The following is a 23,990-nucleotide window of genomic DNA, read 5'->3' as shown; positions in this document are numbered from 1 at the left end:
GCGAAACACGGCGCTCGCGGCGCGCGTCGGGCCCCCGATCCCGCCGGTGTTCGGCCCGGATCCGCGTGGCGCGCTCCTTGCAATTCCCGGGCGCAATGGCGCGACGTACATCGAGCGCGGCGTGGGACCTCGTGGTCGACGGAGACGATCCGCGGCGTCGAGAGCCCTTGCGCGTGGTCCTCGCCGAGGACGACCTGGAGGTGCGCCTCTTCCTCGCGCAGGCCCTGCGCAAGGACGGGCATACGGTGATCGAGATCGAGAACGGGACGCAGCTCCTCGAGTTCTTGCGCGCGGTATCGCAGGGCGCGCTCGAAGAGAGCCCGCCCGACGTGATCGTCTCGGATATCCGCATGCCCGGCAAGAGCGGGCTCGACGTGCTCGCGTCCATGCGCGAGGTCGGGTGGCGCACGCCCTTCGTGCTGACCACGGCGTTCGGCGACGCGGCGACGCACGCGCGTGCGCGGGCCGCGGGCGCTTTCGCGGTGTTCGACAAACCTTTTGATGTCGACGACCTGCGCACGGTCGTGCTCAACGCCGGCCGGCGTCCGGGCGCGGTGGGCTCGACATCCGGATGAATTCCTGCCCCAGGAGGTATGCTCATGCGAGATCGATCCCGTTGCATTCTTGTCGTTTCGATCGCGGCGGCGCTTGCCATGCTCGTCGCGGGCTGCGGTTCGGATCCGGCGAGCCGGCCGAAAGCGGCGTCCGGGCGTGACGGCAGCGAAGCCGGCGCGAGCGGGCAGGCGGCGGGAGCGTCCGCGTCGAAGGGCAGCGCCCCCGCGGACGCGAGCTCGGTCCATATCGACGACCGCATCGTCAAGGCTTGCGGCAACATCCCGAAGGCGCATTTCGCCTTCGACTCCTCGTACATTCAGTCCGACGCCGCGTCGTCGCTGGACGCCCTCGCGCGCTGCTTCTCCAGCGGGAACCTCGCCGGCAAAGGAATGCGAGTCGTTGGTCACGCCGATGCGCGCGGGGAGACCGAATACAACTTCGGGCTCGGGCATAAGCGCGCGAGCAGCGTGGCGAGCTTCCTCGGCAAGAAAGGGCTCGAGGCGTCGCGCCTGCAAACCTCGTCCCGAGGCGAGCTCGAGGCGTCGGGCGGCGACGAGGAGGGGTGGGCGCGCGATCGCCGCGTCGACATTTTCCTCGCGGATTGAGGGGTATGCGCGCGCTCCCTCCCGCGGCCGTTCCGGGTTTGCGTGCTCGCTCCCTCGCGATCACGCTCTGCGCCTCCGTGGCCGTCCATGGAGGCGCCCTGCTCCTCGTGTGCGCGGAGCGTCCAGCGCCGCCCGGCGCCGCGCCGGTCCTCGATGTCGAGGAGGTCGAGCCGAGCCCGACGGTCGATGTGGATCCCGCGCCCGACCTCGCGCCCGCGCTCAAGCTCGGGGGGACGTGGGACCGAACGAAGCTCCCGGACCGCTGGGTGAGGCAAGCTCCGCAAGCGCGCGCCGCGGCGGCCGCCGCCTCTCCCGCGGACGCGACCCGGGGCGAGGACGGGCCGCAGCCGGTCGTATCGGAGACCGACGCCGGGGCGAGGATTCCGCCCCCCGACGTCGAGGTCGCAAAACAAATCGAGACGACGATTCCCGTCTCCGCCGAGACGCCGCCCGCCAATGTCCCCGTGAAAGGACACGCGGACGGCATTGCGGACGGCACCGAGACGGACCCGCTCGAGGCCCGCGCCGTGGACATCTATCGGGACCGGATCCGTGTGTGGTTCAGCCAGCGCTTTCGGGTCTCCGGGTCGGGGCTCGGCCCCGAGGAGATCACGCGATACCGCGTCGCCGCCACGATCGAGGTCTCGAGCGGCCGCACGGTCACGAGTTACGTGATCACGCCGAGCGGCCACGCGGCGTTCGACGCCGCCGCGCGCGCCGCGCTCGAGGGCGCGAGGGGAAAGGAGATCCCCCCTCCGCCGGAGAACTACCCGAACATCGTCCAGCACCGGATCTCGCTCACCTTCACCTGCACGCCGGAGCGATGCGATTGATGCGCGCCCTCCATCGGCTCTTCATGGGCACCGCGCTGCTCTTGGCCGGCGCTTCGATCGCCCGCGCCGCGGACACGCCCGCGGTCGACGCCCCGCCAAGCACCGCGGACGTGCTCGGCACGATCGTGGTTGTGGCCGGCGCGACGCGCCCGCTCCCGCGCGTCGCGGTCGTCCCTTCCCTCGCGTCGGACATCGAGGACGTGACCTTGCACGCCGTCACGCACCGCGACCTCGATCTCTGCGGCGAGTTCGAGCTTTTGCCCCCGAGCGAGGCGCCGGAGGAGGCGCTGCTCGCGACGGCGGTGGACGTGCGGCCCTGGGCGAAGAAGCGCGTCGAAGCGCTGATCCAGGTGGGCGCGCGCCGGGGGGAGGGGCAGGATCGCGTGGAGATCACCGGGCGGGTGTACCTCGTGGCGCGCGGCGCCGCGCCGGTCTTCGCGCGGCGTTTCCTCGTGCCGGCGGGGGATCTCCGGGCCGAATCCCATCGGCTCGTGGACCTCTTGATCGGCGCATTGACGGGCAAAAATGGGGGGTTCGGGAGCCACCTGACGTTCGTCGCCGGCACGGGCAAGCTCCGCCAGGTCTACACCATGGACGCGGATGGCCACGGCGCCGCGGCCGTGTCGCCCACGGATGCGATCGCGCTCGCGCCTGCGTTCGGGAAAACCGAGGAGCTCTTCTGGTCGTCCAGCGTGGACCACGGCGAATATCAGCTCCGCGCCGCGAGCGGCCGGACGATCCCGCTGCCCGTACGAGGTTCGGTGTACGGGCTCGCGTTCTCCCGGGATCGATCGCAGGTCGCGGTCTCGATCGGGGTGGAGGGCACGATCAAGCTGTTCGCGGGGCCCGACTTCGAGCACCTCACGCCCGCCTCCGGGGTCGGCATGGCCTTGCGGCCGACCTTCACGCCGAGCGGCAAACTGGCCTTCGCGGGCGAGGGTCGTTATGGACAGCGGATCTACGTGGACGGCAAGCCCATCACGCCCGAGGGCCTCTTCGCCTCGGCGCCGACGTTCTGCAATCACCCGGACGGCGTGCGGGTGGTGTTCGCCGTGGGCAGCGGCAAGGACAGCGATCTGTTGGCGGCGGGTGAGCGTGGCGGCGACATGGTGCGGCTGACGCAGGGGCAGGGTCGAAACGGATATCCCGCCTGTAGCCCCGACGGCCGCATTCTGGCTTTCTTTTCGACGCGCACCTCGGGCGAGGGGCCTGGGCTTTATCTCATGCGCCTCGACGGCGGGCGGCCGAAGCGAATCTCGACGCTCGTCGGCGATTCGTTGCGATGGGAGTCGTTACCACCCGGGCGAGCGATCGAGGTCGACGCGAAGGTTCCATGAAAGACGAGGGTATGAAGAAGAGGATTGTCAGGGCGATGTTCTTGGGAGCGCTCGCCGCCTTCGGCAGCGCGTGCGCGGAGGGTTCGCCCCCCGACGGGGACGGGGGAGCAGGCCAAGGCGGCCAGGGCGGCAGCGGGTCCTGCCGGAAGGCCGACGATTGCCAGCCCTCGGCGAACCCGTGCGAGACGGCGATCTGCAAGGACGGCGCGTGCGTCGCCGCGCCCGTGCCGGCCGGCACGTCCACGCCCGAGCAGAAGGCGGGCGATTGCGTGATCCTGCAATGCGACGGGGCGGGGGAGGTGATCCCGGTCCCCGAGGACAGCGACGTGCCGGTCGACGGCAATCCGTGTACGAGCGACGTCTGCACCAGCGGCATCGGCTCGAACCCGCCCGTCCCGACGGGCACGGCCTGCGGCGACGCCGGATCGATTTGCAATAGCGACGGCGCTTGCGTCGAATGCCTCACCGCGGCGGATTGCCCGGGGTCGGACACCACGTGCCAGGCCCGCACCTGCGTGATGGGGGTGTGCGGCGTCGAGAATGCGGCTGCGGGGACGCCTCTTCCCTCGCAGATGCCCGGCGATTGCATGCAGATGGCCTGCGACGGCTCCGGCGGCACCTCGCCCGAGGTCGACGACAGCGACGTGCCTGTCGACGGGAATGCATGCACGGCCGACGTCTGCGCCGCCGGCGCGCCTTCCAACCCGCCGATCTCCCTCGACACGGCGTGCAACCAGAACGGCGGAAAGGTCTGCAACGGCGCTGGCCTGTGCGTCCAGTGCAATGCCGGCGCGCAATGCCCGAGTGGTGTCTGCGCGGCCGGGGTCTGCAAGGCCGCGAGCTGCGCCGACGGGGTCGAGAACGGGTCCGAGACGGACGTCGATTGCGGCGGCGCGGGGTGCCCGCCCTGCGGGGTGGGCGAGAGTTGTCTCGCGCCGGCCGATTGCCACAGCGGTCTCTGCGCCACCGGCCTTTGCCAGCCGCCAGCCGTGGTGGGAACGTCGCCCGCCGACGCGGCGACCGGCGCGCCGGTGACCTCCACGGTGGCGGTCACGTTCAGCGGGGCCATGGATCCGGCCACGCTCGCCGCGCAGACCACGGTCGGACCCTGCACCGGCGTGGTCCAGGTCTCGACGGATGGATTCGCCACCTGCCTCGGCTTCGCCGCGGCGCTGCCCGTGATGTCCGGGAATGGCACCGTGGCCACGTGGACCCCGTCTCCGGCGCTCTCCTATGGCACGACGTACCGCGTCCGTGTCGCCGCGACGGCCAAGGGGACCGATGGAACGGCGCTCGCGGCGGCGTACACTTCGAGCGTCGGCTTCGGCACCGCCACGCCGCCGACCTCCGCTCCCTGCGCGAGCTCGGTGGTGATAAGCCAGATCTACGGCGGAGGCGGGAATTCCGGCGCCACGTACAAGAGTGATTTCATCGAGCTGCACAACCGCGGCAGCTCCTCGGTGAACCTCGCCGGTTGGTCGGTGCAATACGCGAGCGCGGCAGGGACGTCCTGGCTCGTGACGAACCTGAGCGGCACCCTCGCGCCGGGCGGTTATTACCTGGTGGCGCAGGCCGGCGGGTCGAGTGGCGTGGCCTTGCCGGCGTCCGACGCGACGGGCACCACGAACATGAGCGCCTCGGCGGGCAAGATCGCCCTGGTCAACGCCACCGCCGCGCTCAGCGGGAGCTGCCCCAGCGGCGCGAAGATCCTGGATTTCGTGGGGTACGGGACCACCGCGAACTGCTTCAAGGGGAGCGGCGTGGCCCCGGGGGCGTCGACCGCCGCGCAATCGATCCAGCGCCTCGCCGCTGCGTGCACCGACACCGGCGACAACAAGGCCGACTTCGCGACGGCCCAGGTCGCGCCGCGGAGCTCGGCGAGCATGGCGAGCGCCTGCGCCTGCGCGGGCGACGTCACGGCCAACGAATCGGACCAGGCGTACGAGCTCGATTTCTGCAACGTCGAGCTCCCGGTCTCGCTGACGGTCTCCGCATCGGCGATGACGCCCGTGATCTACGGCCGGGCGTACGAGGCGGGCGTGACCGAGGCCGCCGACGCGAGCGCGACGTTGAAGGTCGAGGTGGGCTTTGGCCCGGCCAACATCAACCCCACCACGCAGAGCGGCTGGCAGTTCTTCTCGGCCACCTACAACGCGCAGATCGGCAATGACGACGAATACAAGGGCTCGTTCCTCGCGCCCGCCGTTCCAGGCGCCTACCGGTATGCCTACCGCATGAGCCTCGACGGGACGCGGTGGACCTATTGTGATCTGAACGGCGCAGGCTCGGGCGCGGGGCTCTCCTTCGAGATCACCCAACTTCCCGCGCTGACCGTCGTGCCGTGACGCGGCTCGGCCGGCGGAGCTCGCCGGCAAACGTCATCATCCTCGCCGCGCGAGCGCCCACGCGACGCCTGCCTGCATCGTCGACAACGTCACAATCCCTTCCAGGCGGGCATCCATTTCGATCATGGCCTGAGCCATCGCCGCTTTCACGCCGGTGAGCACCACACGCGCGCCGAGCAGCCGCACGGCCCCGGCGGCGTCGACGAGCAGGCGCACCACGTCGTCGTCGATCGTGGTGACACCCGTCACGTCGAGCAGCACCACGGCGGCCTGGCGCTCGGAGACGCCATGGAGCAACGAATCGAGCGCTTGCGCGGCGCGGGCGGCGTCGATGCGGCCGATGAGGGGCATCGCGAGGACCCGCTCGGCGAGCGGGAGGAGCGGCGCGCCGAGCTCGCGCAACGTCGCGGCTTGCGCTTGTCGTTCCTCCTCCAGGCGTTCGGCGCGGCGCACGCCGGTGACGTCCCAGTAGATGCCCATCGAGCCGGTGATCGCGCCCTCTGCATTCCGCACGGGAACCTTTTTGACCTCCACGTAACGCGAGCCCTCGGAGGTGGGCGCTTTGTGCTCCTCGACGTCCTGAAGGGTCACGCCCGTCTCGATCACGCGCCGGTCGTCGGCATCGTATTTTTCCGCGAGCGCGCGCGGGTAATAATCGAACACCGTCTTGCCGAGCGCCTCTTCGAGCCCGGATCCGACGCTCGCGAGCAGGGCCGCGTTGGCCCATACGCAACGTCCTTCGCGGTCCTTGTGGTAAAGGCTGAGTGGCAGCTCGTCGGCGAGCGTGCGGAAAAATCGCAGCTCCTCCTCGAGCGCCCGTACCTTCTCTTCGAGCGCCTGCACCAGCGCGCGGTCCTCTGCCAACCCCCCTTCATGTCCTCCAGCTACGTCAATCATCTCTTCGGAACCACTCATAGAACTGCCACCTGTAGCCCATGTCGCACGCATCCGTCCGGATTGGAAGAGGAAACGACGAGGCGTGCGTGGTCCAGGTGCGCGCGTCGTGCGGGGTTTTCCCGGGTTCGAGCGAGGATGGAGATTTCTCGGCACGCACAACGCTCTCGCCCCGACCTCGCCGGGGCGGTGACCGGGCCCGCAGGCGTTGACGAAGGCCCGCGACGGTGGTGCTATCGCGCCCGCCATGCGACCTCCGCGCAGGTTTGGGGAGCGCCTCCGCTCGTTTCTCCGGCGACGATGGATTGCCGTGACGACGACGCTCCTCGTCGTGGTTCCGGCGCTCGTCGACCTGCTCTCGTCGATCCGGACGGCCCCCTTTCACTGGATGGCCATCGATACCTATTATTACCTCACGATCGGCAGGAACCTTGCGCGGACCGGCAGGTTTTCCTACGACGGAGAGCATCCCACGAACGGGTTTCATCCGCTCTGGCAGGCCTTCATCGGGGTCACCGAGCTCGTGCGGGAAAAGGCCGGGCTCGGCGACATCGGCCTCTTTCTCGCCGTCATGAGCAGCGTGATCGCGGTGGGGGGCGCGACGTGGCTCCTCGGCATGACGCTTCTGCGCGCACGCCGGCTGACCCCGACCTTCGTTTTGCTGCCCGTCGGCGTGTATCCGCTCCTCGTCCTTCCCCTTTGGAATTTCGGCCTCGGGCTGATCGAGAAGGCGGGTTTGCCCCACTGGAGGCTCCCCGTGTTCGGGACCCCGTGGAGCTACATGAATGGCATGGAGAGCGGGCTTTGCCTTTTGCTCTTTGCGCTCTCCCTCTTCCTCGCGACCTCCCGCTCGGCCCTTCATTCCACGCGGGCGGGGGCGTACGTCGGGGCGGCGCTCGCGGCCTTCACGCTCGCGCGCCTCGATCACGGGCTCATCGCCGCGCCGATGCTGGCCGGGTATTGCTTTTCGTGCCTGCGTCGAGGCGGCCGGCGGGAGGCGGCCGGCGCGGCGGTCCTCGCGTTCGTCGCGCTGCTTTTGCCCTACCTCTTGATCAACCGGATCCATTTCGGATCGCTGATGCCCATCAGCGGGGCCGCAAAGACGACCTTTCCGAAATGGAACCCGGAGCACGCGCACCTCATCAAGGTCCTCTTCCAGGGCGCGCTGAAAAACTCGCCGTGGTGGCTCCCCAATGCGTGCCGTGAGGCGCAGATCGTCCTGCCGCCGCTCCTCTCGCTGCTCTACATCCTGGCCTGCGCCTTTCGCCGGCGCAGGGCGACGCGGCTCGAAGTGCAGCTCGTCTTCGCCGCGCTGGGTGTCATCGCGCTCGGCGCCTACAATTTCTGCTTCGGGCTTTATCTGCACCAGGGATACTGGTACTTCCCCGTCTCCACGCTCCTCCCCACCCTGTTCGTCCTTTCGTTCCGCCTCCCGCGGCTCCGCTTCCCGGCCCTCGCCGCGCCGCGACCTTCGCCCGGGAAGGTGGTTGCCTGCGCCGTCGCCGTGGCGCTCGGCCTCGCGTTTTTCTTCAAATACCACCGGCACGTCGCATACAACGGGGATTTTTTGCGGTTCCACCAAAGGACCGTGCCCGAGGTGCGGAAGCGGTACCCGAACGGGCTGCCGAAGTTCATCGAGGTCGACGACGGCGTGCTCAGCTACTGGTTCGACGCGCCCTCCCAATCGTTTCTCCTCGCGCTCGATCGAGAGGGGTTTACGGCGCGACGCGAGCACCGCTTTCTGGAGCTCTCGTTCGAACGAGGCTTTCAACATTTCGCCTCGTTCCAGTACCGGCCGCACGATTACCGGCCTTCCGAGCTCTCCGCCTGGCTCGGCCGCGCGGCCGATCAACCCCCGGAGCGCTTCCTCCTGGAGCGGGAGTACGTCTCTCCGGATGGGATGTTCGCCTTGCTTCGCGTGCGAAGTCGTTAATCCGTGCGCTTGACGAGCCGGGCCGGGTTTCCTGCCACGACCCAGCCCGGCGGCACGTCCTTCGTGACGACGCTGCCTGCGCCGACCACGACGCGATCGCCGATGGTCACGCCCGGCACGACAATCGCGCCGCCCCCGAGCCAGACGTCGTCGCCGATCCGCACGGGCCGCGCGAGTTCGCGCCCCGACGAGCGCAGCGCCGCGTCGAGCGGGTGCGTCGCGGCATAGATGTGCACGCCCGGCCCGAAGAGGACGCGGTGGCCGATGTCAATGCGGGCACAATCGAGCACCACGCAGCCGAAGTTCATGTAGAGCCCGTCGCCGGCGTGGATGTGGACGCCGTAATCGCAGCGGAAAGGCGGCTCGATGAACGCGCCGCCGCCGAGCGTGCCGAAGAGCGCCTCCAGGATCTCGCGCCTGCGCGTGGGCTCGTCCTCGGGCACCTCGTCGTAGGCGCGGCAGAGGCGGCGCGCGCGGGTGCGGGCGGTCGTGAGTTCGGGGTCGTCGGGTCGGTAGAGCTCCCCGGCCAGCATTCGATCGCGCTCGGACATGCGTGGTTCCTTGGCGCCTCGGTCGGAAGCCGTCAAGCGGCGGCGTCGTCACGCAGGATAGGGGAGGAGCCGTCGGTCCGGACGGGGTGGATTCCTTTGTTCCTCAGCCCGCCGCGGCCTTCTGCAGGGCGGTGATGTCGAGCTTCTTCATGCCGAGCATGGCCATCATGGCGCGGCGCGCTCGATTCGGGTCGGGATCGGAGAGCAGCTCGACGAGCTGCGTGGGCACCACCTGCCAGGACACGCCGAAGCGGTCCCGGAGCCAGCCGCATTGCTGGGCCTTCGGATCACCGCCCTCGCCGAGGCGATTCCAGTAATGGTCCACCTCCTCCTGCGTCTGGCAATGGATGACGAACGAAATCGCCCCGTTGAACGTGAACTGAGGGCCGCCGTTGATGGCCGTGAAATCCTGCCCGTCGAGCTGGAAGGCCATGGTCATGACCGACCCCTCCGCCCGGCCGGACGCCTGCGCGCTTTCCTTGTTGTAGCGGGTGGTCGTCACGACCCGCGAGTTCGGGAAGATCGAGGTGTAAAACGCGACGGCCTCCTCGGTCTGCGTGTCGAACCAGAGAAACGGCGTGATGCGCTGAAACCTGTTTTGCATGGTCGTTGTTCTCGCTGCTCTCTCGCTGATGTGGCGGTACAACCGCGGGAGCGGGGTCGTCCAGAACGTACGGCTGCCCCTCGCGGACGTGCTTCACGTCGTTGGACCCGCGGCGGAGGACAAACTCATCGGTCCCCCGCGTCGAAATTGTGCGACCTGGAGCTGTCGTCCAGGCCACGGTCGAGACCGTCGGAGTTGCTTGAGATGCAACGTGGTTGCATCTGATAAGTTGGTGATGTAGTAAGTTCGCCCATGCGCGACACGATCAAGCTCGTCTCGTCGGCGGGCACCGGGTACTGCTACTACACGACGAAAAACAAGCGGACGACGACCGAGAAGCTCCAGATCAAGAAGTACGATCCGATCGCCCGCAAGCACGTCGTGTTCGTCGAGGGGAAGATCTCCAAGGGCGGCGCAAAATGAGGAGCGCGGTCCCTGTGGCATCCGATCGCCGGCTCCCCGTCACGGTGCTCTCCGGCTTCCTCGGGGCCGGAAAGACGACGCTCCTCAATCACGTGCTCGAAAACCGCGAAGGCAAGCGGGTCGCGGTGATCGTGAACGACATGAGCGAGGTCAACATCGACGCCGAGCTCGTGCGGGGCGGCAGCGCCGCGCTCAGCCGCACCGAAGAGCGGCTCGTCGAGATGACAAACGGTTGCATCTGCTGCACGCTGCGCGAGGACCTCCTGATCGAAGTGCAGAAGCTCGCGCGCGAGGGGCGCTTCGAATACCTGCTCATCGAGTCGACGGGGATCAGCGAGCCCCTGCCCGTGGCCGAGACGTTTGGCTTCGAGGACGACACGGGCGCGCGCCTCGCGGACGTGGCGCGGCTCGACACGATGGTGACGGTGGTCGATGCCTACAATTTCTCGAAGGATTTCGACGCGGCCGAGGAGCTCGTGGACCGGGGCGTCGCGGCGTCCGAAGAGGACGATCGCAGCGTCGTCGATCTGCTCGTGGATCAGGTGGAGTTCTGCGATGTGATCGTGCTGAACAAGGCGGATCTCGTCACCGAGCCGGAGCTCGGGAAGCTCGAGGCCACGCTCCACCGGCTGAACCCGCGGGCGAGAATCGTGCGGGCGAGGTTCGGGGAGGTGCCGATCGATACGATCATGGGCACGGGGCTGTTCGATCTCGAGAAGGCGAGGGAGGCCCCGGGCTGGATGGCGGAGCTGCGCGGCGAGCACATCCCGGAGACGGAGGCGTACGGGCTCGGGAGCTTCGTGTTCCGCGCGCGGCGGCCCTTGCATCCGGCGCGGTTTTACGCGCTCCTCCACGAGGAATGGCCGGGCGTGATCCGATCGAAGGGGTTTTTCTGGCTCGCGACGCGGCCCGAATGGGTGGCGGAGTGGTCACAAGCGGGAGGCGCGTGCCGGTTTGGCGTCGTGGGGAAATGGTGGGCCGCGCAAGCAAAGGAGGAATGGCCGGAGGACGAGGACGCGCGGCAAAGGATCGCGGCGGAGTGGGATCCGGCGTTCGGCGATCGCCGGCAGGAGATCGTGATCATCGGGACCGTGGAGCGCGAGGAAATGCGGGCGCGGCTCGAAGCTTGCCTGCTCTCGGACGAGGAAATGGCGCTCGGCCCCGAGGGCGCTTTGCAATTCGAGGATCCGTTCCCGCCCTGGGATCTGGCCGAGGGCGACGAGGACGAGGGCTCGCCGCCCGGCGATCCGCGCGTCGCGTCGATGTGGACGCGCGGCCCCGCGCACGATCGAAGCAGCGAGCCGGCTCCTCCTCGCGGCCCGTCGCCTGACCCCTTGACCTGACTCCCGTTGCGGGGGCGAGAACGTCATGCTCGTCCCCCACGACCGCCTGTCGACGGCGTGACCGTCCGACCCGCCGCGAGCAGCGCGCTTGTGCGGTGGGATGGGTCACGCTTTTCTGCCTCCGAACGGGTGACGGACTGTCAGCGGGATGTGGCAGGTCATGGCCAGCGCGTGCTACGTCTCGGGCGCCACGCGGCCGACCTCGAAGGCCCGGCTCTCCCTCACGCGATCGCCCGACGGAACGGAAAGACCTCTCATGACGCCCCCCACGCTTCCGATTCTCGAGTTCATCCTGAAGAACTACAAGAACTTCAATGCGCGCGCGACGCGTGACGCGTTGGTCGCCTACATCCGACACATCGAGAGCGGCGGGAAGATGTTCTGGGCCCTCGCGGGAGCCATGTCGTCGGCGCAGCTCGGCATCACGCTCGCGCCCGCCATCCGCGCGGGGCTCATCCACGGCTTCTCCGTGACGGGGGCGAACCTGGAAGAGTCGCTCTTCCGGCTCGTCGCGCATGCGAGCTACAAGGATTTCCCGGACTACCGCTACTTCACGAAAGAGGACGACACGAAGATCCTCGCGGACCGCATGCGGCGGGTCACCGACACGAGCATCCCCGAGGACGAGGCGTTCCGCGCCGTCGAGAAGGACCTCGTGCCCATGTGGAGGAACGCGGGCGCGGCCGGCCAGCGGCGCTTCTGGCACGAATACTTCTACGACCTCATCCAGCGCATCGACCCGGCGCTTCACGAAGGCGACCCGGACGCGTGCTGGCTGCTCGCCGCCGCGCGCCACAATCTCCCGATCGTGGTCCCCGGCTACGAGGATTCGACGTTCGGCAACATCTTCGCGTCCCACGTCAAGCTCGGCGAGTGCAGCGCGAGCATCGTCAAATCCGGCATCGAGTACATGGCCGCGTTCTACGACCAGTATCGTGAGCTCTCGGCCGGCGCGGGCGTGGGCTTCTTCCAGATCGGCGGAGGCATCGCCGGCGACTTCCCCATCTGCGTCGTGCCGTCGATCAAGTACGACCTCGAGCAACCCGTGAAACCCTGGGCGTACTTCTGCCAGATCTCGGACTCGACGACGTCGTACGGCTCGTACTCGGGGGCGACGCCGAACGAGAAGATCACCTGGGACAAGCTCACGAAGGAGACGCCCATGTTCGTGATCGAGTCGGACGCGACGATCGTGGCGCCCCTCCTCCTCAGCGCGCTCCTCGAATACAAGCAGCACCCGGAGGCGGCGAACGCGCTGCTGTCGAAGCTCTCGTAGGAGGGAGCCATGGCCGAAGCGATCCTCTCGGGGTGGGGGCGCCTTGCCCTGCCGGGCGTCGAGCTCCTCGGGGAAGACCTCGAATCCCTCTCGCGTGGCACCACGCTGTCGAGGGGCATGGGTCGCTCGTACGGCGACTCGTCGCTGCCCGCCCGTGGCACCGACAGGGTCGTGTCCACGCGCCTTGCGAACCGGCTCCTCGCCTTCGACGCGCAGACGGGCGTCGTGCGCGCCGAGGCGGGCCTCAGCCTCGTCGAGCTCAATCGATTGTTCGTTCCGCGTGGCTTTTTCACGCCCGTCACGCCCGGGACCAAGTTCGTCACGCTCGGCGGGATGGTCGCGAGCGACGTGCATGGCAAGAATCACCATCGCGAAGGCTGTTTCGGCGCGCATGTACGCTCCTTGCTCATGCGCCTCGCCGACGACAGCATCGTCACGTGTTCGCCCACGGAGCTCCCTGATCTCTTCTACGCGACCATCGGCGGAATGGGCTTGCTCGGGCATATCCTCGAGGTCGAGTTCACGCTGCACCGCATTCCGAGTCCGTGGATCTTCATGGAAAGCGAGCGCGTGCGCGACATCGACGAATTCCTCGCCGCCCTCGGCCGCGCCGCCCCCCGGTGGCCCATGACCATGGGCTGGATCGATTGCCTGCAGCGCGGGCGATCGATGGGCCGTGGGATCCTCATGGCCGGAAGGTGGGCCGAGCCGCACGAGGCCCCCAAGGAGCCGCCGCGCGCGGCCCCCGAGTTGACGTTCCCGGTCGAGCTCCCCAACTGGGCCCTCAACCCGACGACGGCGAGCCTCTTCAACATGGCTTATTACTGGCGACACACGCAGCAACGCGTGGAGACGATCGTCGCGCCCGAGCCATTCTTCTACCCGCTCGACGCGATCCTGCACTGGAACCGCGCGTATGGCCCGCGGGGGTTTACCCAGTACCAGTGCGTCCTGCCGCGCGCGGCTGGGTCAGCGGCCGTGCGCGAATTCATGGAGCTCTTGACGCGGCTCGGCGGGGCGTCGCCGCTTTGCGTGATCAAGGACTGCGGGCCCGAAGGCGAGGGGCTACTCTCGTTCCCGCTCGAAGGGACGTCGATCGCCGTGGACATGGCGATCTCGCCGGACATCCAGCGGATCGTCGATCAACTGAACGAGTTCGTCATCGCGGCGGGCGGGCGGATCTACCTGACGAAGGATCTTTTCACACGGCCAGAGCATTTTCGCGCGATGGAGCCGCGGCTCGACCGTTTCCTCGCGGCGCGCGAAAAATGGGATCCGCAGAGGCGGCTGCGGAGCGCGCAGTCCGTGCGGCTTTTTGGAGATCGGGCATGAAGGCGGTCGTTCTCGGTGGCACGGCAGGCATGGGGCGCGCGGTCGCGCGGAGGCTCGCGGAGCGGGGAGACGAGGTCTTCCTGATGGGGCGCGACGCGGGCGACCTCGCCCGGAGCGCGGCCGATCTCGAGGCGCGGAAAGCGAAGGACGCCCGCGTGGGTTATGCCGTGTGCGACCTGGAAAAACCGGAAGGCTTCGCCGCGGCGCTCGACGAGGCCGACCGGGCGCTCGGCGGATTCGATACGGTCGTGGTCACGGCAGGCATGTTCGCGACCCAGGAGGCGCTGGAGGCGGACATCGAGCTCACGCGCCGCGTCCTCACGGTGAACTACACGAATACCGTCGTCTTCTGCGAGCACGCGCGCAAAAGGCTCCTCGAGCGGGGCGGCGGCCAGCTCACCGTCTTCTCGTCGGTGGCGGGCGATCGGGGACGCAAGCCGGTCGCGCTTTATGGATCGAGCAAGGCCGGCCTCTCGCATTATCTCGAGTCGCTCGACCACAAGTTTCACGCGAAAGGGCTCTCCGTCCTTTGCGTCAAGCCCGGATTCGTCAAGACCGGCATGACGGCGGGGCTCAAGCCGCCGCCGTTCGCCGGGGAGCCGGACGCGGTCGCGAAGCACGTCGTCCGCGCGATGGTCGCGCGCAAGCCGCTCCTGTACACGCCCGCGATATGGGCGCTCGTGATGCTCGTGATTCGATGGTTGCCGCGCTTCGTGATGCGCAGGATCGGCTTCTGAGCCGCGTTTTCAGCGCCCGGAGAGGAACGGGAGCTTCTGGAAAAGGGCCTCGGGCGTGCGCCGCACGAGAGGCATGATGAGGCCCCACCGCGCGGGTACGTAAGCCTCGGGCGTACCGCCATCCATGGCGCGCACGATGTCCTTCGCCACGGCGGCGGGTTTGCTGAAGAGAAGGGTCTTTTCGTGGTCCCGTGTCATCGGCGTGTCGACCGGGCCGAGCTTCAGCGTCGTCACGGTCACGCCCGAAGCATAAAGGCGCGTGCGGAGCCCTTGCAGGTACACGTTGAGCGCTCCTTTCGCCGCGCCATAGGTGTAGTTGCGGGGGCGCCCGCGGTCGCCGGCGACCGAGGTGATGACGCCGATCCGCCCCTTCCGGGTGGCCTCCATGTGATTCGCCAGCGGGATGAGGAGCGAGACGACGCTCGTGAAGTTCGTGCGGAGGATCGCCTCTGCTTCGTCGAAGGAGCGCTCGCTGGCGAGCTGATCGCCGAGGTCGCCGTGCGCGATGAGCGCGACATCCACGTGGCCGAGCGTCGCGATCGCGTCCGTGATGACGCGTTCGTTCGCGCCGAGCTCACCGAAGTCGGCGGTCGCCACGGAGACGGTCGCCTCCGCGCATCGCGCTGCCACCGCGGCGAGTTTTTCGGGGTTGCGACCCACCAGATGAAGGCGATCGCCGCGGCTCGCGTGAATCTGCGCGACCTCCGCGGCGACCGCGGACGTGGCACCAAGGATCAAGACCCGTGTCATGGGGATTCTCTCTAGAGCATCGACCGGCTCGATGCTCGGAAGATCGCGCAGCGTCCTTCCCTCCCCGAAATGCGGGTCTTCCGGATACGGGTTCGAGAAACGCGCATCGGAGAGAAACGCCTCGTCCGTGAGCGCGCGCTGCTCCCAACGCTCAGGAGGACCCGCGGGGGTCGACACGAGGCGACCGCCTCGGATCACGAGGACCCGCGGGGGTCGACACGAGGCGACCGCCTCGGCTCACGATGACCGGCGGGGGTCGACGCGAGGCGACCCCCTCGGTGCATGATGACCGGCGGGTGTCGACACGAGGCGACCCCCTCGGATCACGAGGACCCGCGGGTGTCGACACGAGGCGACCGCCTCGGACCACGAGGACCGGCGGGTGTTGACGCGAGGCGACCGCCTCGGATCACGAGGGCCGGCGGGTGTCGACACGAGGCGACCCCCTCGGGAGACCGTTCGCGACCGCGAGCGCTCCAGCGAGCCGAACGCGTGCCGGTCGGCGCGCCTCTATCGCGAACGATACGTCGAAAGGAACGCCGAAAGCCGGTCGATCGTGTCTGCTTTCGGCGAATCGATGCGGAAGAACTCGCGATCCTCCCACGCGACCGGGACACCAATCGCGGCCGACATCTGGACGTCGAAGTCGTGATACGGCCCCATGTCTCCGCGGTCCTCGAAGTCGGACGGGGGCATGAATTCGAAGGCGACGCGGAGGGTACCGTCCGCCATCACCTCGATTTGGGGCTCGCCATTCGCGTCGAACCCCGACAGCTCGATGGTCCTTACCACTTCCATGCAGATCAGCCTCCGCAGAATGAATTCTTCCCGAGCGGTGGGAAGGACTCCCCGGGCTTCCAGTCGAGCACGCACGACAAAAGCTCGGGGTCACACTTCACCTTGAAATCCGGGTGAATGCCGGAACCAAAGGGGCGCCCCTGCGAAGGATCGGCGGTGGCGCAGCAGCGCGTGTCGTCGGGCATCCCTGTCGCCTGGCCCGTGTCGTCCACCGCTTCGCAGCCGACGATGGGAAACAGGGCGCTCGCGACGTACGTCGTCGTGCACGTCGCGCGGTCGCCCGTCACCGGATCCTCGTCCTCCCGGGTGATGGTCACCTCGCCCGTCGCGGCGTTCCCCGGCGTCGCGAACGTCATGTACACGCGTACATCCCGCCATTCGTAGGCGAGGCGCGTCTCGGGGTAGATGGCCGGATTGCCGTCCGCGTCCGTATAGGCCGTCTCCGGGATGTGCTGCTCGGCGACCGAGAGGCTCGATGCCGCGCAGAAATCATCGGCGTCCGGTCGCACGGCGTACGCACCCAGGGAATACTGCTTGTGATTCGCGTCCGGGTCCGTTGCGCTCGCCGTTGCGCTGGCACTGTCCGCCAGCACGCCCATCGAATGCGCCTGGATCGCGACCGTCGCCTGGGTGGCATCGATCTCCCTGTCGTCTCCCTTCGGCGGATTGTACACGGACATGCCGACCCGCTCCCCGGGCACCTGGATACAATCGTTGCCGCCCTCCTTGGGGTAGTACTTCACGAGATAGGCGCTGCTCGCGACCTCGCAGAGCAGCGGTGGCTGCTCGCAGGACGCGCCGAACGCGGCCGTGAACAGGAGGGCACAGGCCCCGAGGGCGATCGACTTGGGGGGGTTCGGGCGAATCATGCTTCGTCTCCTCGTTCCGCGATCAGAAGGTCAACCGGACGCCCATGCGGATCGTCCTCGGCGCCTGGTACGAGGTGGGGCTGCCGTAGTTGGGGTTTCGGTTGGCAGGATCGAACGGCGAGCCGTCCTCGAAATTCACGAGTTTGTACCGGCACCCCGCGCCGGTCGCGCATGCCGATTCGCCCTTCTCGGGCAGATCCGTCGTCGTCCCGCCGTCGATGGGCCGGACGTTCGCGTACGTGAAGGACTGGTCACGGCTGGTCTCGGCCTGGAAGTTGAACAGGTTGAACACGTCCACGTTCACGGAGAGCGTGCTGTCCTTGCTGATCTTGTAGCCGACCGCGAGGTTCGAATCGACGCTATGGATCCAGGGCAAGTTGCCGCCCGCGCCCCGAGGCAGAATGAACGCGGCGCCTCTTCCATAGTAGGGATGAGCGCCGAGAACATCGAGCGGCGCCCCCGACGTGCCGGTGTAGCTCATTCCGATGTTGATGCGGATGTTTTTCGGGAGCGCGAACTCTTTGGCGCCGTAGAGCTTGACGGAATGGCGCCGATCTCCAGGAAGCGGGCCATCCCGGTTCGGCAGGAGCGACAGGAGGTCGAAGTCGGAGAGGGTATGAGGGGACGGCCAGGACCCCGACCCCGAGGCGAGCCCGGGGTAGTTGCCACGGAGATAGGACGCCGTGTAGCTCGCCAGCGCGAGCCACCCCTCGGAGAACGACTTCTGGAAGAACAACGTCACGGCGTCGTAATCGCGCCGCGCTTCGGGGAAGTCGGACGCCGCGCCGTGCCCGGGATTGCCCACGAAGAACGAGGTCCCTTCGTCGCGGCTCATGTTCTCGATGACGCGGTGGATCGACCGGTGCGTGTAGCTCGCGCCCACACGCGCATCGCTGAAGACTTGATACTCGCCGCCTGCGGTGATCTCGTCCATCGATTGCGCCTCGAGCTCCGGATCCACCGGCGCACGGTCCCCGTAATAAAAGCCCCATTGCCGGTTGGGCGAGGAGGGCGCCCCGTACGTGAGTCGGTTCTTCGGGTCCAGGCAGGCCTCGACCTTCGCGGGATCGGTCGGGTCACACACGGAGCTCGACACGGCGGATACGGTGAAGGGCCGCTGGACGAACAAGCCCTCGGCCATGCCGAGGGGCACGTTCTCGTAATACCGTGCGTAGCTGGCGAAGAGCTTCGACCGTCCCTGGCCGGTGAAGTCGTAGATGGCTCCCACGCGCGGAGACCATTGGTTGGGGAGCACCATGCCCACCCCCTCGCTGCTCGACATCATCTGCGCGTCGTACCGCAAGCCTGCATTCACCGTGACCCGGTCCAGGAACGTGAAGCTATCCTGAACGAAACCGCCGACGATGGTGGAATGCGTCGTGGGGGATTGCAGCTTGGGTACGTACACGTCGTCCGGGCTCGTCAGGTTTCCGATGCGCCAGACCTGCCACGCGGAACCATCGTACGTCTCGGAGAACCACACGTTCCCGGTGTTCGCCCGAGCGAACAGGCTGTTCGACACCTCGATGTCGAGTCCTGCCTTGATGACGTGTTGCCCGAATGCGTTGAGCAGGTACGTGACGACAGAGCGCCCCTGGAAACGGTTCGTGATGGACTCGTTGACGTTCCCGGGCCCCCCCGTCAGGTAGGCGCGCACCGGGCAGTAGATGACGTTCGTCGACCCCTTGGGCTCACAACCACTCCCCGCCGGCAGATTCTCGAAATCCGCGATGGAATGCGGTGCGCCCCGCGTCCACGAGACACCGGGGACCTTGTCGAGCCCCTGGCCGCTCCCGATCCCCGCTCCGTCGACCGGGAGGCGGTTGGAGTAGGCGTGATGGTATCCGACCGTCGTGTCGACCAGGAGCCTCTTGTTCAGGAAGGCCGACGAGAGCTTGAGCGAGACCGTGTTGATCACCTGCTCTTCCCGCCTCCCGAAGGCCGCGTATTCGCCTTCCAGCAAGTTCGTGTTGATCGTCGTCATCTGGCCCGAGACCCCATTGAGCGAGATCCGCCCGTTCCCGCCCGACCACGTGGGCGAGCCGAACACGGACAACGTCAACGTGTGCGACGGGTTGATGAGCCACGTCAGCTTGCCGATGTACTGCAACGTCTCTTTCGACGCGACGTAGTTGCGCGTCCCGCCCTCGATGGGTTCGGTGACCTGAAAGCCGTATTCGTCTCGAAGGCTGATGGGGTTGCCGTTCGCGTCGAGCTTCAAGGACCCGTCGGCGTTCGTCTCGTACCGCAAGCGGTTCAGCGAACGCACGATGTCGAGGTCCTGGAGGGCCACGTTCAAGCCCGCGTAAAACCAGAGGCGATCCTTCATGAGAGGGCCACCCAGCTCGAACCCGAAGTCACGCATCGCGCCGAGCTTTTGATCGACGCCGACGACCGTGCCCTGCGCGCGCACGGGCTTTCGGCGCCCCTCGAACGCGCCCGGCGTGAAGCTGCCGAAGATCGACCCGTGAAATTCATTGCCGCCCGATTTCGTGACGACGTCGAACACACCACCGGTGGTTCGGCCGTACTCCGGCATGTATCCGCCCGTGGCGACGTTGACTTCCCGGACGAATTCGAGCGAAAGCGGCGTGTCGTTGATGCCGTCCGAGGCGCTGCCCACGGAGACGCCGTCGATCTGGAATCGGTTTTCGGGGGCCGAGGAGCCGTTGATGGCAAAGCCGAGGGGGGTCGGCTGTGCGCCGGGCGCGAGCGCGCCGAGGCTTTCGAAGGATCGTATGGCCGAGGCGCGACCTCCCGGCGGGGCCACCGCGAGGCGATGCGAAAGATCCGAATCGACGATCACGCCCGTCGTCGTCGACCCGATGTCGATCGTCGGGGGCCTCGCGACGACCACGATCTCCTCGCGCAGCTCGTCCGGCAAGAGCTCCAGGTTGGCGCGGAGCGTGCTGCTCGTGCGGAGCGTGATTCCGCCGCGCGCGAGGGGCTTGTGCTTGTCCCCGTCGAGCCGGATCGTGTATTCGCCCGGCGGGAGCTGCGGGACGCGATAGTTGCCGGCTGCGTCGGTCACGACGGTCTGCTCGCCTTGCAGCGCGGGGGACGTCACGGTGACGACGACGTCGGCGAGTGGCTTCCGCGTCGCTGCATCGATCACCGTGCCGGTCAGAACCGAGTTTCCGGCGGCGAAGGCGGAGGAGGCGAGCAGGCCAAAGGAACAGGCTGCCGCCAGGGAAAACCATCGGGTTCTAAAGGGGAAGCGCATGATGATTCGATGTCCGGTGCTTGGGGTTTCCAAGACGATCCTCCAGGCGCAAGGCAACCCTCGTACCATGCCTCGATTCTCCTTGAAATGCCGTGGAGCGAGGCGATGAGGTGTGCTTGTGGTGTTGTGTCAGTGTCACACGCGCGTGACACTGACACAACACCGTGACAGTCCCGCCACGACGACCGTCGCACGGCCGTGACAGGTCGCGTAACGGAACCCCGCTATCGATGGGGACGTCGGACGCGGGGACGTCGTGCTGTGAAAACGTAGACCCTTGCAGGAGCGCCAGGGTATCCTCCCCTCGAGGTCTTCGGGAGCGATGTCCGTCGAGGGGGGAGAAGGGGCGATCTTTGCCGGGCGTTACCGGCTGATTCGCCGCCTCGCTGCGGGCGCCATGGGCGCGGTGTACGAAGCTCGTCACCTCGGGACGGACCGCCGGTGGGCGCTCAAGGTGATGCTCTCCCATATCATCGAGCGCCCCGAGCTCCGGCGGCGGTTCGCGCTCGAAGCGCGGGTGACCGCGCATATCGAAAGCCCATTCCTCGTCGAAGTCTTCGACGCGGGGGTCGACGAGGCGACAGGGGTGCCGTTCCTCGTCATGGAGCTGCTTCGTGGGGAGGAGCTCGGGCGATGCCTCCGGCGTGTGGGGCGATTTTCGCCCGAGGAGACGCTCGCGTGCCTCCATCAAACGGCGCTCGCGCTCGACAAGACGCATGGAGCGGGGATCGTCCATCGTGATCTCAAGCCGGCGAACCTATTCCTGAGCGTGCGCGAGGATGGCGAGCGGCGTATCAAGATCCTCGATTTCGGCGTCGCGAAGATCGTCGCCGAGGGCAGCGCCGGCGGAGGCGCGACCCAGACCGTGGGGACGCCGCTGTACATGGCGCCCGAGCAGTTCCGTGGCCATCGCGTCTCGGCAGCGACGGACATTTACGCGCTCGGGATGATGGCTTATACCTTTCTCGTCGGCGAGGCGTACTGGGCCGACGAGAGGCTCGAAGAGGACAACCTCGTCGCCTTCGCGCTCTGCGCGGCTTACGGCCCGGTGGAGCCAGCGAGAGCGCGCGCGTCGAGGAAGGGTGTCCTTCTGCCCATGGGCTTCGATGCATGGTTTGCAAAGACGACCGCCGTCGAACCGGACCGGCGTTTCGCCACGGCAACCGCCGCGGTGCGCGCGCTCGGCGATGCGCTCGGGATGGCCGACATCACGACGTTCGCCTTGCCCTCTCCGGCCCTCGGCGTCGAGCCCTCGGCGGCGGAGGCGGAGACGGTGGCCGCCACGGAAGAGGCTGGCGGGAGGGAGGACGGCGCGGAACGCGCAGGCGCGGAAGAGAGCGCTTGGGGAGAAACGGAGCCGGCGTCCCAGGAGGACGCGACGGCGGGGGATTCGACGTCGGAGAGCGATTCGTCCGTGGCCACCCGCGAGGGAGGGAGTGCAATCCCCGTCGAGCGGGCGCTCCCGACGCCGACGCCGCCCGCACCCGGCCGCCCGCGCGCGTGGGGCGTCCGGGGCCTGGCCATTGCCGGCGGCCTGCTTCTGGCCATCGGGGGCGCATGGTTCGTCCAACGTGATGCGTCTTCTCCGCCCGTGCCCTCTCCTTCGGTCGTCTCCCCTTTGCAATCGACGTCTTCGGTGCTCGCGTGCCCCGTCTTCGAGGCATCGGGCATCGACGAGCCCTCTGGCTGGATGGGCGCTGCGGCGGCGTCTCTCTTTTGCGACCGAGCGCGCGTCCTTTTGGGCGGCTCCGCCACGCGGACGCTCCTCCCTGCAGAGCTCCTCGCGCTCCCGGGGCAGCCTGTGGATCGGTTCCCCGAGGATCCCTATGCCGCGCCCGAGGCCCGCGCGAAATCGATCGAAGCCGCCCGTCGCCGGGCGGCAGCGTATGCCGAGGGGCAGGTTGTCCGGGAGAACGCCGGCTTCCGGATCACGGTCACCCTCCGCCGTCCCGACGGGGGGGATATCGATCATGCCATCGGCACCGGGCGTTCCCTCTACGAGGCCACACGAGACGCGATGAACCCTCTCGCCGAGCGGGGCTCGCTCCCGGTCGCGACCGCACTCGACCCCACGATGGCGGACTTTTCGCGCGCCCGAGACGTGAGCAGCGCCCTCGCGCTCTTCGATCTTGCTGCAGCGATGAGCAACAACGCGGGCGGGCTCCCGGACGAATGCTCCCACGTCGCGGCGAGGAGCGCCGACCTCGCGGAGCTGGGGCCCGCCGAGCGCCGCCACTGCGCCTATACGCTCGGCCTCCCGATGCCCGAGGTGAGGTTGTCCCAGCGAAACAATCCCGCATCCCCGGGCGAGCTCGCCGCGCGCGCGCGTGTCGAGCATGTGGCGCGACGGGTGGACGATCCGGCCACGATCGCCGAGCTCGAGCGGCTCTTCGCGCGCGAGGCGACGCCGCTCGGGCGCTCGACGCTCGCGACGACCCTCTCGTGCCTCCTCCAGTCGCCCGACCCGAAGCGGGCCGCGGAGCTATCGCTGCTCGCGGTGCAAGCGGAGCCGAAGAACCCGATCGGCGAGGGATGCGCGCCCTGGCTCCAGCTCCTCGCGGTGACGTATGGCGCGTCGAGCGCCGCGCCGACGCTGCGCGCGATGCAGGCATGGGTGCCCTGGAACAGCTATGGGTGGCTGTTTCAGGCGAAGCTCCCGGGTGACAAGGACCGTGCACTCGTGTATGCGCGGCGCGCCTATACGCTCTCGCCCCTCGACACGTCCGTGGCCCATACCCTCGCCGACAAGCTCCTCGCCTCCGGCGCGCGCGAGGAGGCACGAGGCATTGCGCTCGCGCTCGCGACCGGCGGCCATGCCGTCCACTTCGTGGAAAGCAATCTGCTCCTCGTGCGCATCGAGGCAAGCGAGGCTCGATTCGGCGCTGCCCTCGCGCGGGCGAAGCGGGCCATGCTCCCTGCCGCGGACTATGCCGGCTGGCTGCGCGTGCAACGCTTCGAGATCGCCTGGCGCGCCCTGCAGATCGCGCACGTCCTCGGTCGCGCGCAGGAGATCGCCGACCTCGTCGTGGAGCGATTCCTCGACCCCGAGCCTCCGCCGCTCGACGGCGCGTACGTCGACGTCCCGCTCCGGCTCCCCGCCGTCTGTGCGTACGCCTCGCCGGCCGTCTCCCGGCGTTGTTTCACCCGGTTCCGTGAGCTCCGGCAGCGCCTCTCGTTCAGCGCCCTCCCGGACGCAGATGCCTTCACGGAGGGGGCCGAGCGTTATGCGAAGGGGGACTTCGCGGGCGCGGCGCGCGCGTTTCGACCTTTGCTCCGGACGCCGGGTCCGTTTGTCGAGGTCCTCGCCGAGCCGATGATCGAGACGTTCGAGCATACGGGGGAGAGCGAGCTCGTCGCCCGCGTGGAGGCTGCGATGGCCGATCGCTCTGGCGAGCTCAATGGGGCGAGCCTGGCGCTGGTGCGCGCCGCGCGTCGAGCGGCGAAGCGTGGGGAGAAGGAGCAGGCCCGGGCGCTCGCGCATCGCGTGCTGGATGCGTGGTCGGTGGCGGATGAGACGGTCCCCGCGGTGGCGGAGATGCGCCGGCTGGTTCAGGAGGGGCGCGGCGGGGCGCGGTGAGCGGG

19 protein-coding genes are annotated in these 23,990 nt (G+C 68.1%); 12 read left to right on the top strand and 7 right to left on the bottom strand.

Annotation, left to right across the window (positions count from 1 at the left end; genetic code table 11):
* The first annotated feature begins 95 nt into the window (after window positions 1-95).
* From POL67_RS35895 to POL67_RS35875, 5 genes are read left to right on the top strand one after another with little or no spacing between them, the layout of a single operon-like run.
* On the top strand, window positions 96-575 hold the full coding sequence (locus POL67_RS35895) for a response regulator (protein ID WP_271925140.1): 480 nt from the start codon (window positions 96-98) through the stop codon (window positions 573-575).
* Window positions 576-599: 24 nt separating this feature from the next.
* Window positions 600-1,160, top strand: coding sequence for an OmpA family protein (locus POL67_RS35890; protein ID WP_271925139.1), 561 nt, complete (start codon window positions 600-602; stop codon window positions 1,158-1,160).
* A gap of 5 nt (window positions 1,161-1,165) precedes the next feature.
* The gene (locus POL67_RS35885) at window positions 1,166-1,993 is read left to right on the top strand and encodes a TonB C-terminal domain-containing protein (RefSeq protein WP_271925138.1); all 828 of its coding nucleotides are present in this window, start codon (window positions 1,166-1,168) and stop codon (window positions 1,991-1,993) included.
* Window positions 1,993-3,330 (top strand): TolB-like translocation protein, encoded by a 1,338-nt coding sequence (locus POL67_RS35880; RefSeq protein WP_271925137.1) that lies wholly within the window; start codon window positions 1,993-1,995, stop codon window positions 3,328-3,330. Before POL67_RS35885 ends, POL67_RS35880 begins: the two co-directional genes overlap by 1 nt.
* 11 nt (window positions 3,331-3,341) lie before the next feature.
* The gene (locus POL67_RS35875; protein ID WP_271925136.1) at window positions 3,342-5,675 is read left to right on the top strand and encodes a lamin tail domain-containing protein; all 2,334 of its coding nucleotides are present in this window, start codon (window positions 3,342-3,344) and stop codon (window positions 5,673-5,675) included.
* A 36-nt stretch (window positions 5,676-5,711) separates the two neighbouring features.
* Here POL67_RS35875 and POL67_RS35870 read toward each other — a convergent pair whose 3' ends face one another.
* Window positions 5,712-6,539 carry a PAS domain-containing protein gene (locus POL67_RS35870; protein WP_271925135.1) on the bottom strand — a complete coding sequence of 276 codons (828 nt, stop codon included), beginning with the start codon at window positions 6,537-6,539 and terminating at the stop codon, window positions 5,712-5,714.
* A 340-nt stretch (window positions 6,540-6,879) separates the two neighbouring features.
* On the opposite strand from POL67_RS35870, the gene POL67_RS35865 reads away from it, so the two are divergent.
* A complete protein-coding gene (locus POL67_RS35865) occupies window positions 6,880-8,502 on the top strand; it encodes a hypothetical protein (protein ID WP_271925134.1) in 1,623 nt (540 codons plus the stop codon).
* Here POL67_RS35865 and POL67_RS35860 read toward each other — a convergent pair.
* Complete coding sequence (locus tag POL67_RS35860; RefSeq protein WP_271925133.1) at window positions 8,499-9,053, bottom strand: sugar O-acetyltransferase; 555 nt, start codon at window positions 9,051-9,053, stop codon at window positions 8,499-8,501. The two genes, POL67_RS35865 and POL67_RS35860, sit on opposite strands and share 4 nt — an antisense overlap.
* 103 nt (window positions 9,054-9,156) lie before the next feature.
* Entirely contained in the window at window positions 9,157-9,657 is a 501-nt protein-coding gene (locus POL67_RS35855) for a VOC family protein (RefSeq protein ID WP_271925132.1), read from the bottom strand.
* Window positions 9,658-9,909: 252 nt separating this feature from the next.
* Between POL67_RS35855 and rpmG the strand changes: the two genes are divergently transcribed.
* The 5 genes from rpmG (at window position 9,910) to POL67_RS35830 (ending at window position 14,768) form a co-directional block, all read left to right on the top strand.
* Complete coding sequence (gene rpmG, locus POL67_RS35850) at window positions 9,910-10,080, top strand: 50S ribosomal protein L33 (RefSeq protein WP_136928309.1); 171 nt, start codon at window positions 9,910-9,912, stop codon at window positions 10,078-10,080.
* 14 nt (window positions 10,081-10,094) lie between these two features.
* On the top strand, window positions 10,095-11,423 hold the full coding sequence (zigA, locus tag POL67_RS35845) for a zinc metallochaperone GTPase ZigA (RefSeq protein ID WP_271925131.1): 1,329 nt from the start codon (window positions 10,095-10,097) through the stop codon (window positions 11,421-11,423).
* A gap of 256 nt (window positions 11,424-11,679) precedes the next feature.
* Window positions 11,680-12,699, top strand: a complete 1,020-nt coding sequence (locus POL67_RS35840) for a deoxyhypusine synthase family protein (protein WP_271925130.1) — start codon at window positions 11,680-11,682, stop codon at window positions 12,697-12,699.
* Between the two features lie 9 nt (window positions 12,700-12,708).
* The gene (locus POL67_RS35835) at window positions 12,709-14,031 is read left to right on the top strand and encodes an FAD-binding oxidoreductase (protein WP_271925129.1); all 1,323 of its coding nucleotides are present in this window, start codon (window positions 12,709-12,711) and stop codon (window positions 14,029-14,031) included.
* Complete coding sequence (locus POL67_RS35830) at window positions 14,028-14,768, top strand: SDR family NAD(P)-dependent oxidoreductase (protein WP_271925128.1); 741 nt, start codon at window positions 14,028-14,030, stop codon at window positions 14,766-14,768. Before POL67_RS35835 ends, POL67_RS35830 begins: the two co-directional genes overlap by 4 nt.
* A 9-nt stretch (window positions 14,769-14,777) precedes the next feature.
* Here POL67_RS35830 and POL67_RS35825 read toward each other — a convergent pair whose 3' ends face one another.
* The 4 genes from POL67_RS35825 to POL67_RS35810 form a co-directional block, all read right to left on the bottom strand.
* Window positions 14,778-15,518 (bottom strand): SDR family NAD(P)-dependent oxidoreductase, encoded by a 741-nt coding sequence (locus POL67_RS35825; RefSeq protein ID WP_271925127.1) that lies wholly within the window; start codon window positions 15,516-15,518, stop codon window positions 14,778-14,780.
* A gap of 510 nt (window positions 15,519-16,028) precedes the next feature.
* Complete coding sequence (locus POL67_RS35820; RefSeq protein ID WP_271925126.1) at window positions 16,029-16,316, bottom strand: hypothetical protein; 288 nt, start codon at window positions 16,314-16,316, stop codon at window positions 16,029-16,031.
* Window positions 16,317-16,321: 5 nt separating this feature from the next.
* The gene (locus POL67_RS35815; RefSeq protein WP_271925125.1) at window positions 16,322-17,185 is read right to left on the bottom strand and encodes a hypothetical protein; all 864 of its coding nucleotides are present in this window, start codon (window positions 17,183-17,185) and stop codon (window positions 16,322-16,324) included.
* A 22-nt stretch (window positions 17,186-17,207) separates the two neighbouring features.
* Window positions 17,208-20,408 (bottom strand): TonB-dependent receptor, encoded by a 3,201-nt coding sequence (locus POL67_RS35810; protein WP_271925124.1) that lies wholly within the window; start codon window positions 20,406-20,408, stop codon window positions 17,208-17,210.
* 322 nt (window positions 20,409-20,730) lie between these two features.
* On the opposite strand from POL67_RS35810, the gene POL67_RS35805 reads away from it, so the two are divergent.
* The gene (locus tag POL67_RS35805; protein WP_271925123.1) at window positions 20,731-23,985 is read left to right on the top strand and encodes a serine/threonine-protein kinase; all 3,255 of its coding nucleotides are present in this window, start codon (window positions 20,731-20,733) and stop codon (window positions 23,983-23,985) included.
* The last annotated feature ends 5 nt before the right edge of the window (window positions 23,986-23,990 follow it).

It is taken from the genome of Polyangium mundeleinium, assembly GCF_028369105.1.
In the GTDB taxonomy this organism is placed as follows: Bacteria; Myxococcota_A; Polyangia; order Polyangiales; family Polyangiaceae; genus Polyangium; species Polyangium mundeleinium.
Note: the sequence above shows the minus strand (reverse complement) of the source record. Positions and strands in the feature narration are given on the sequence as shown.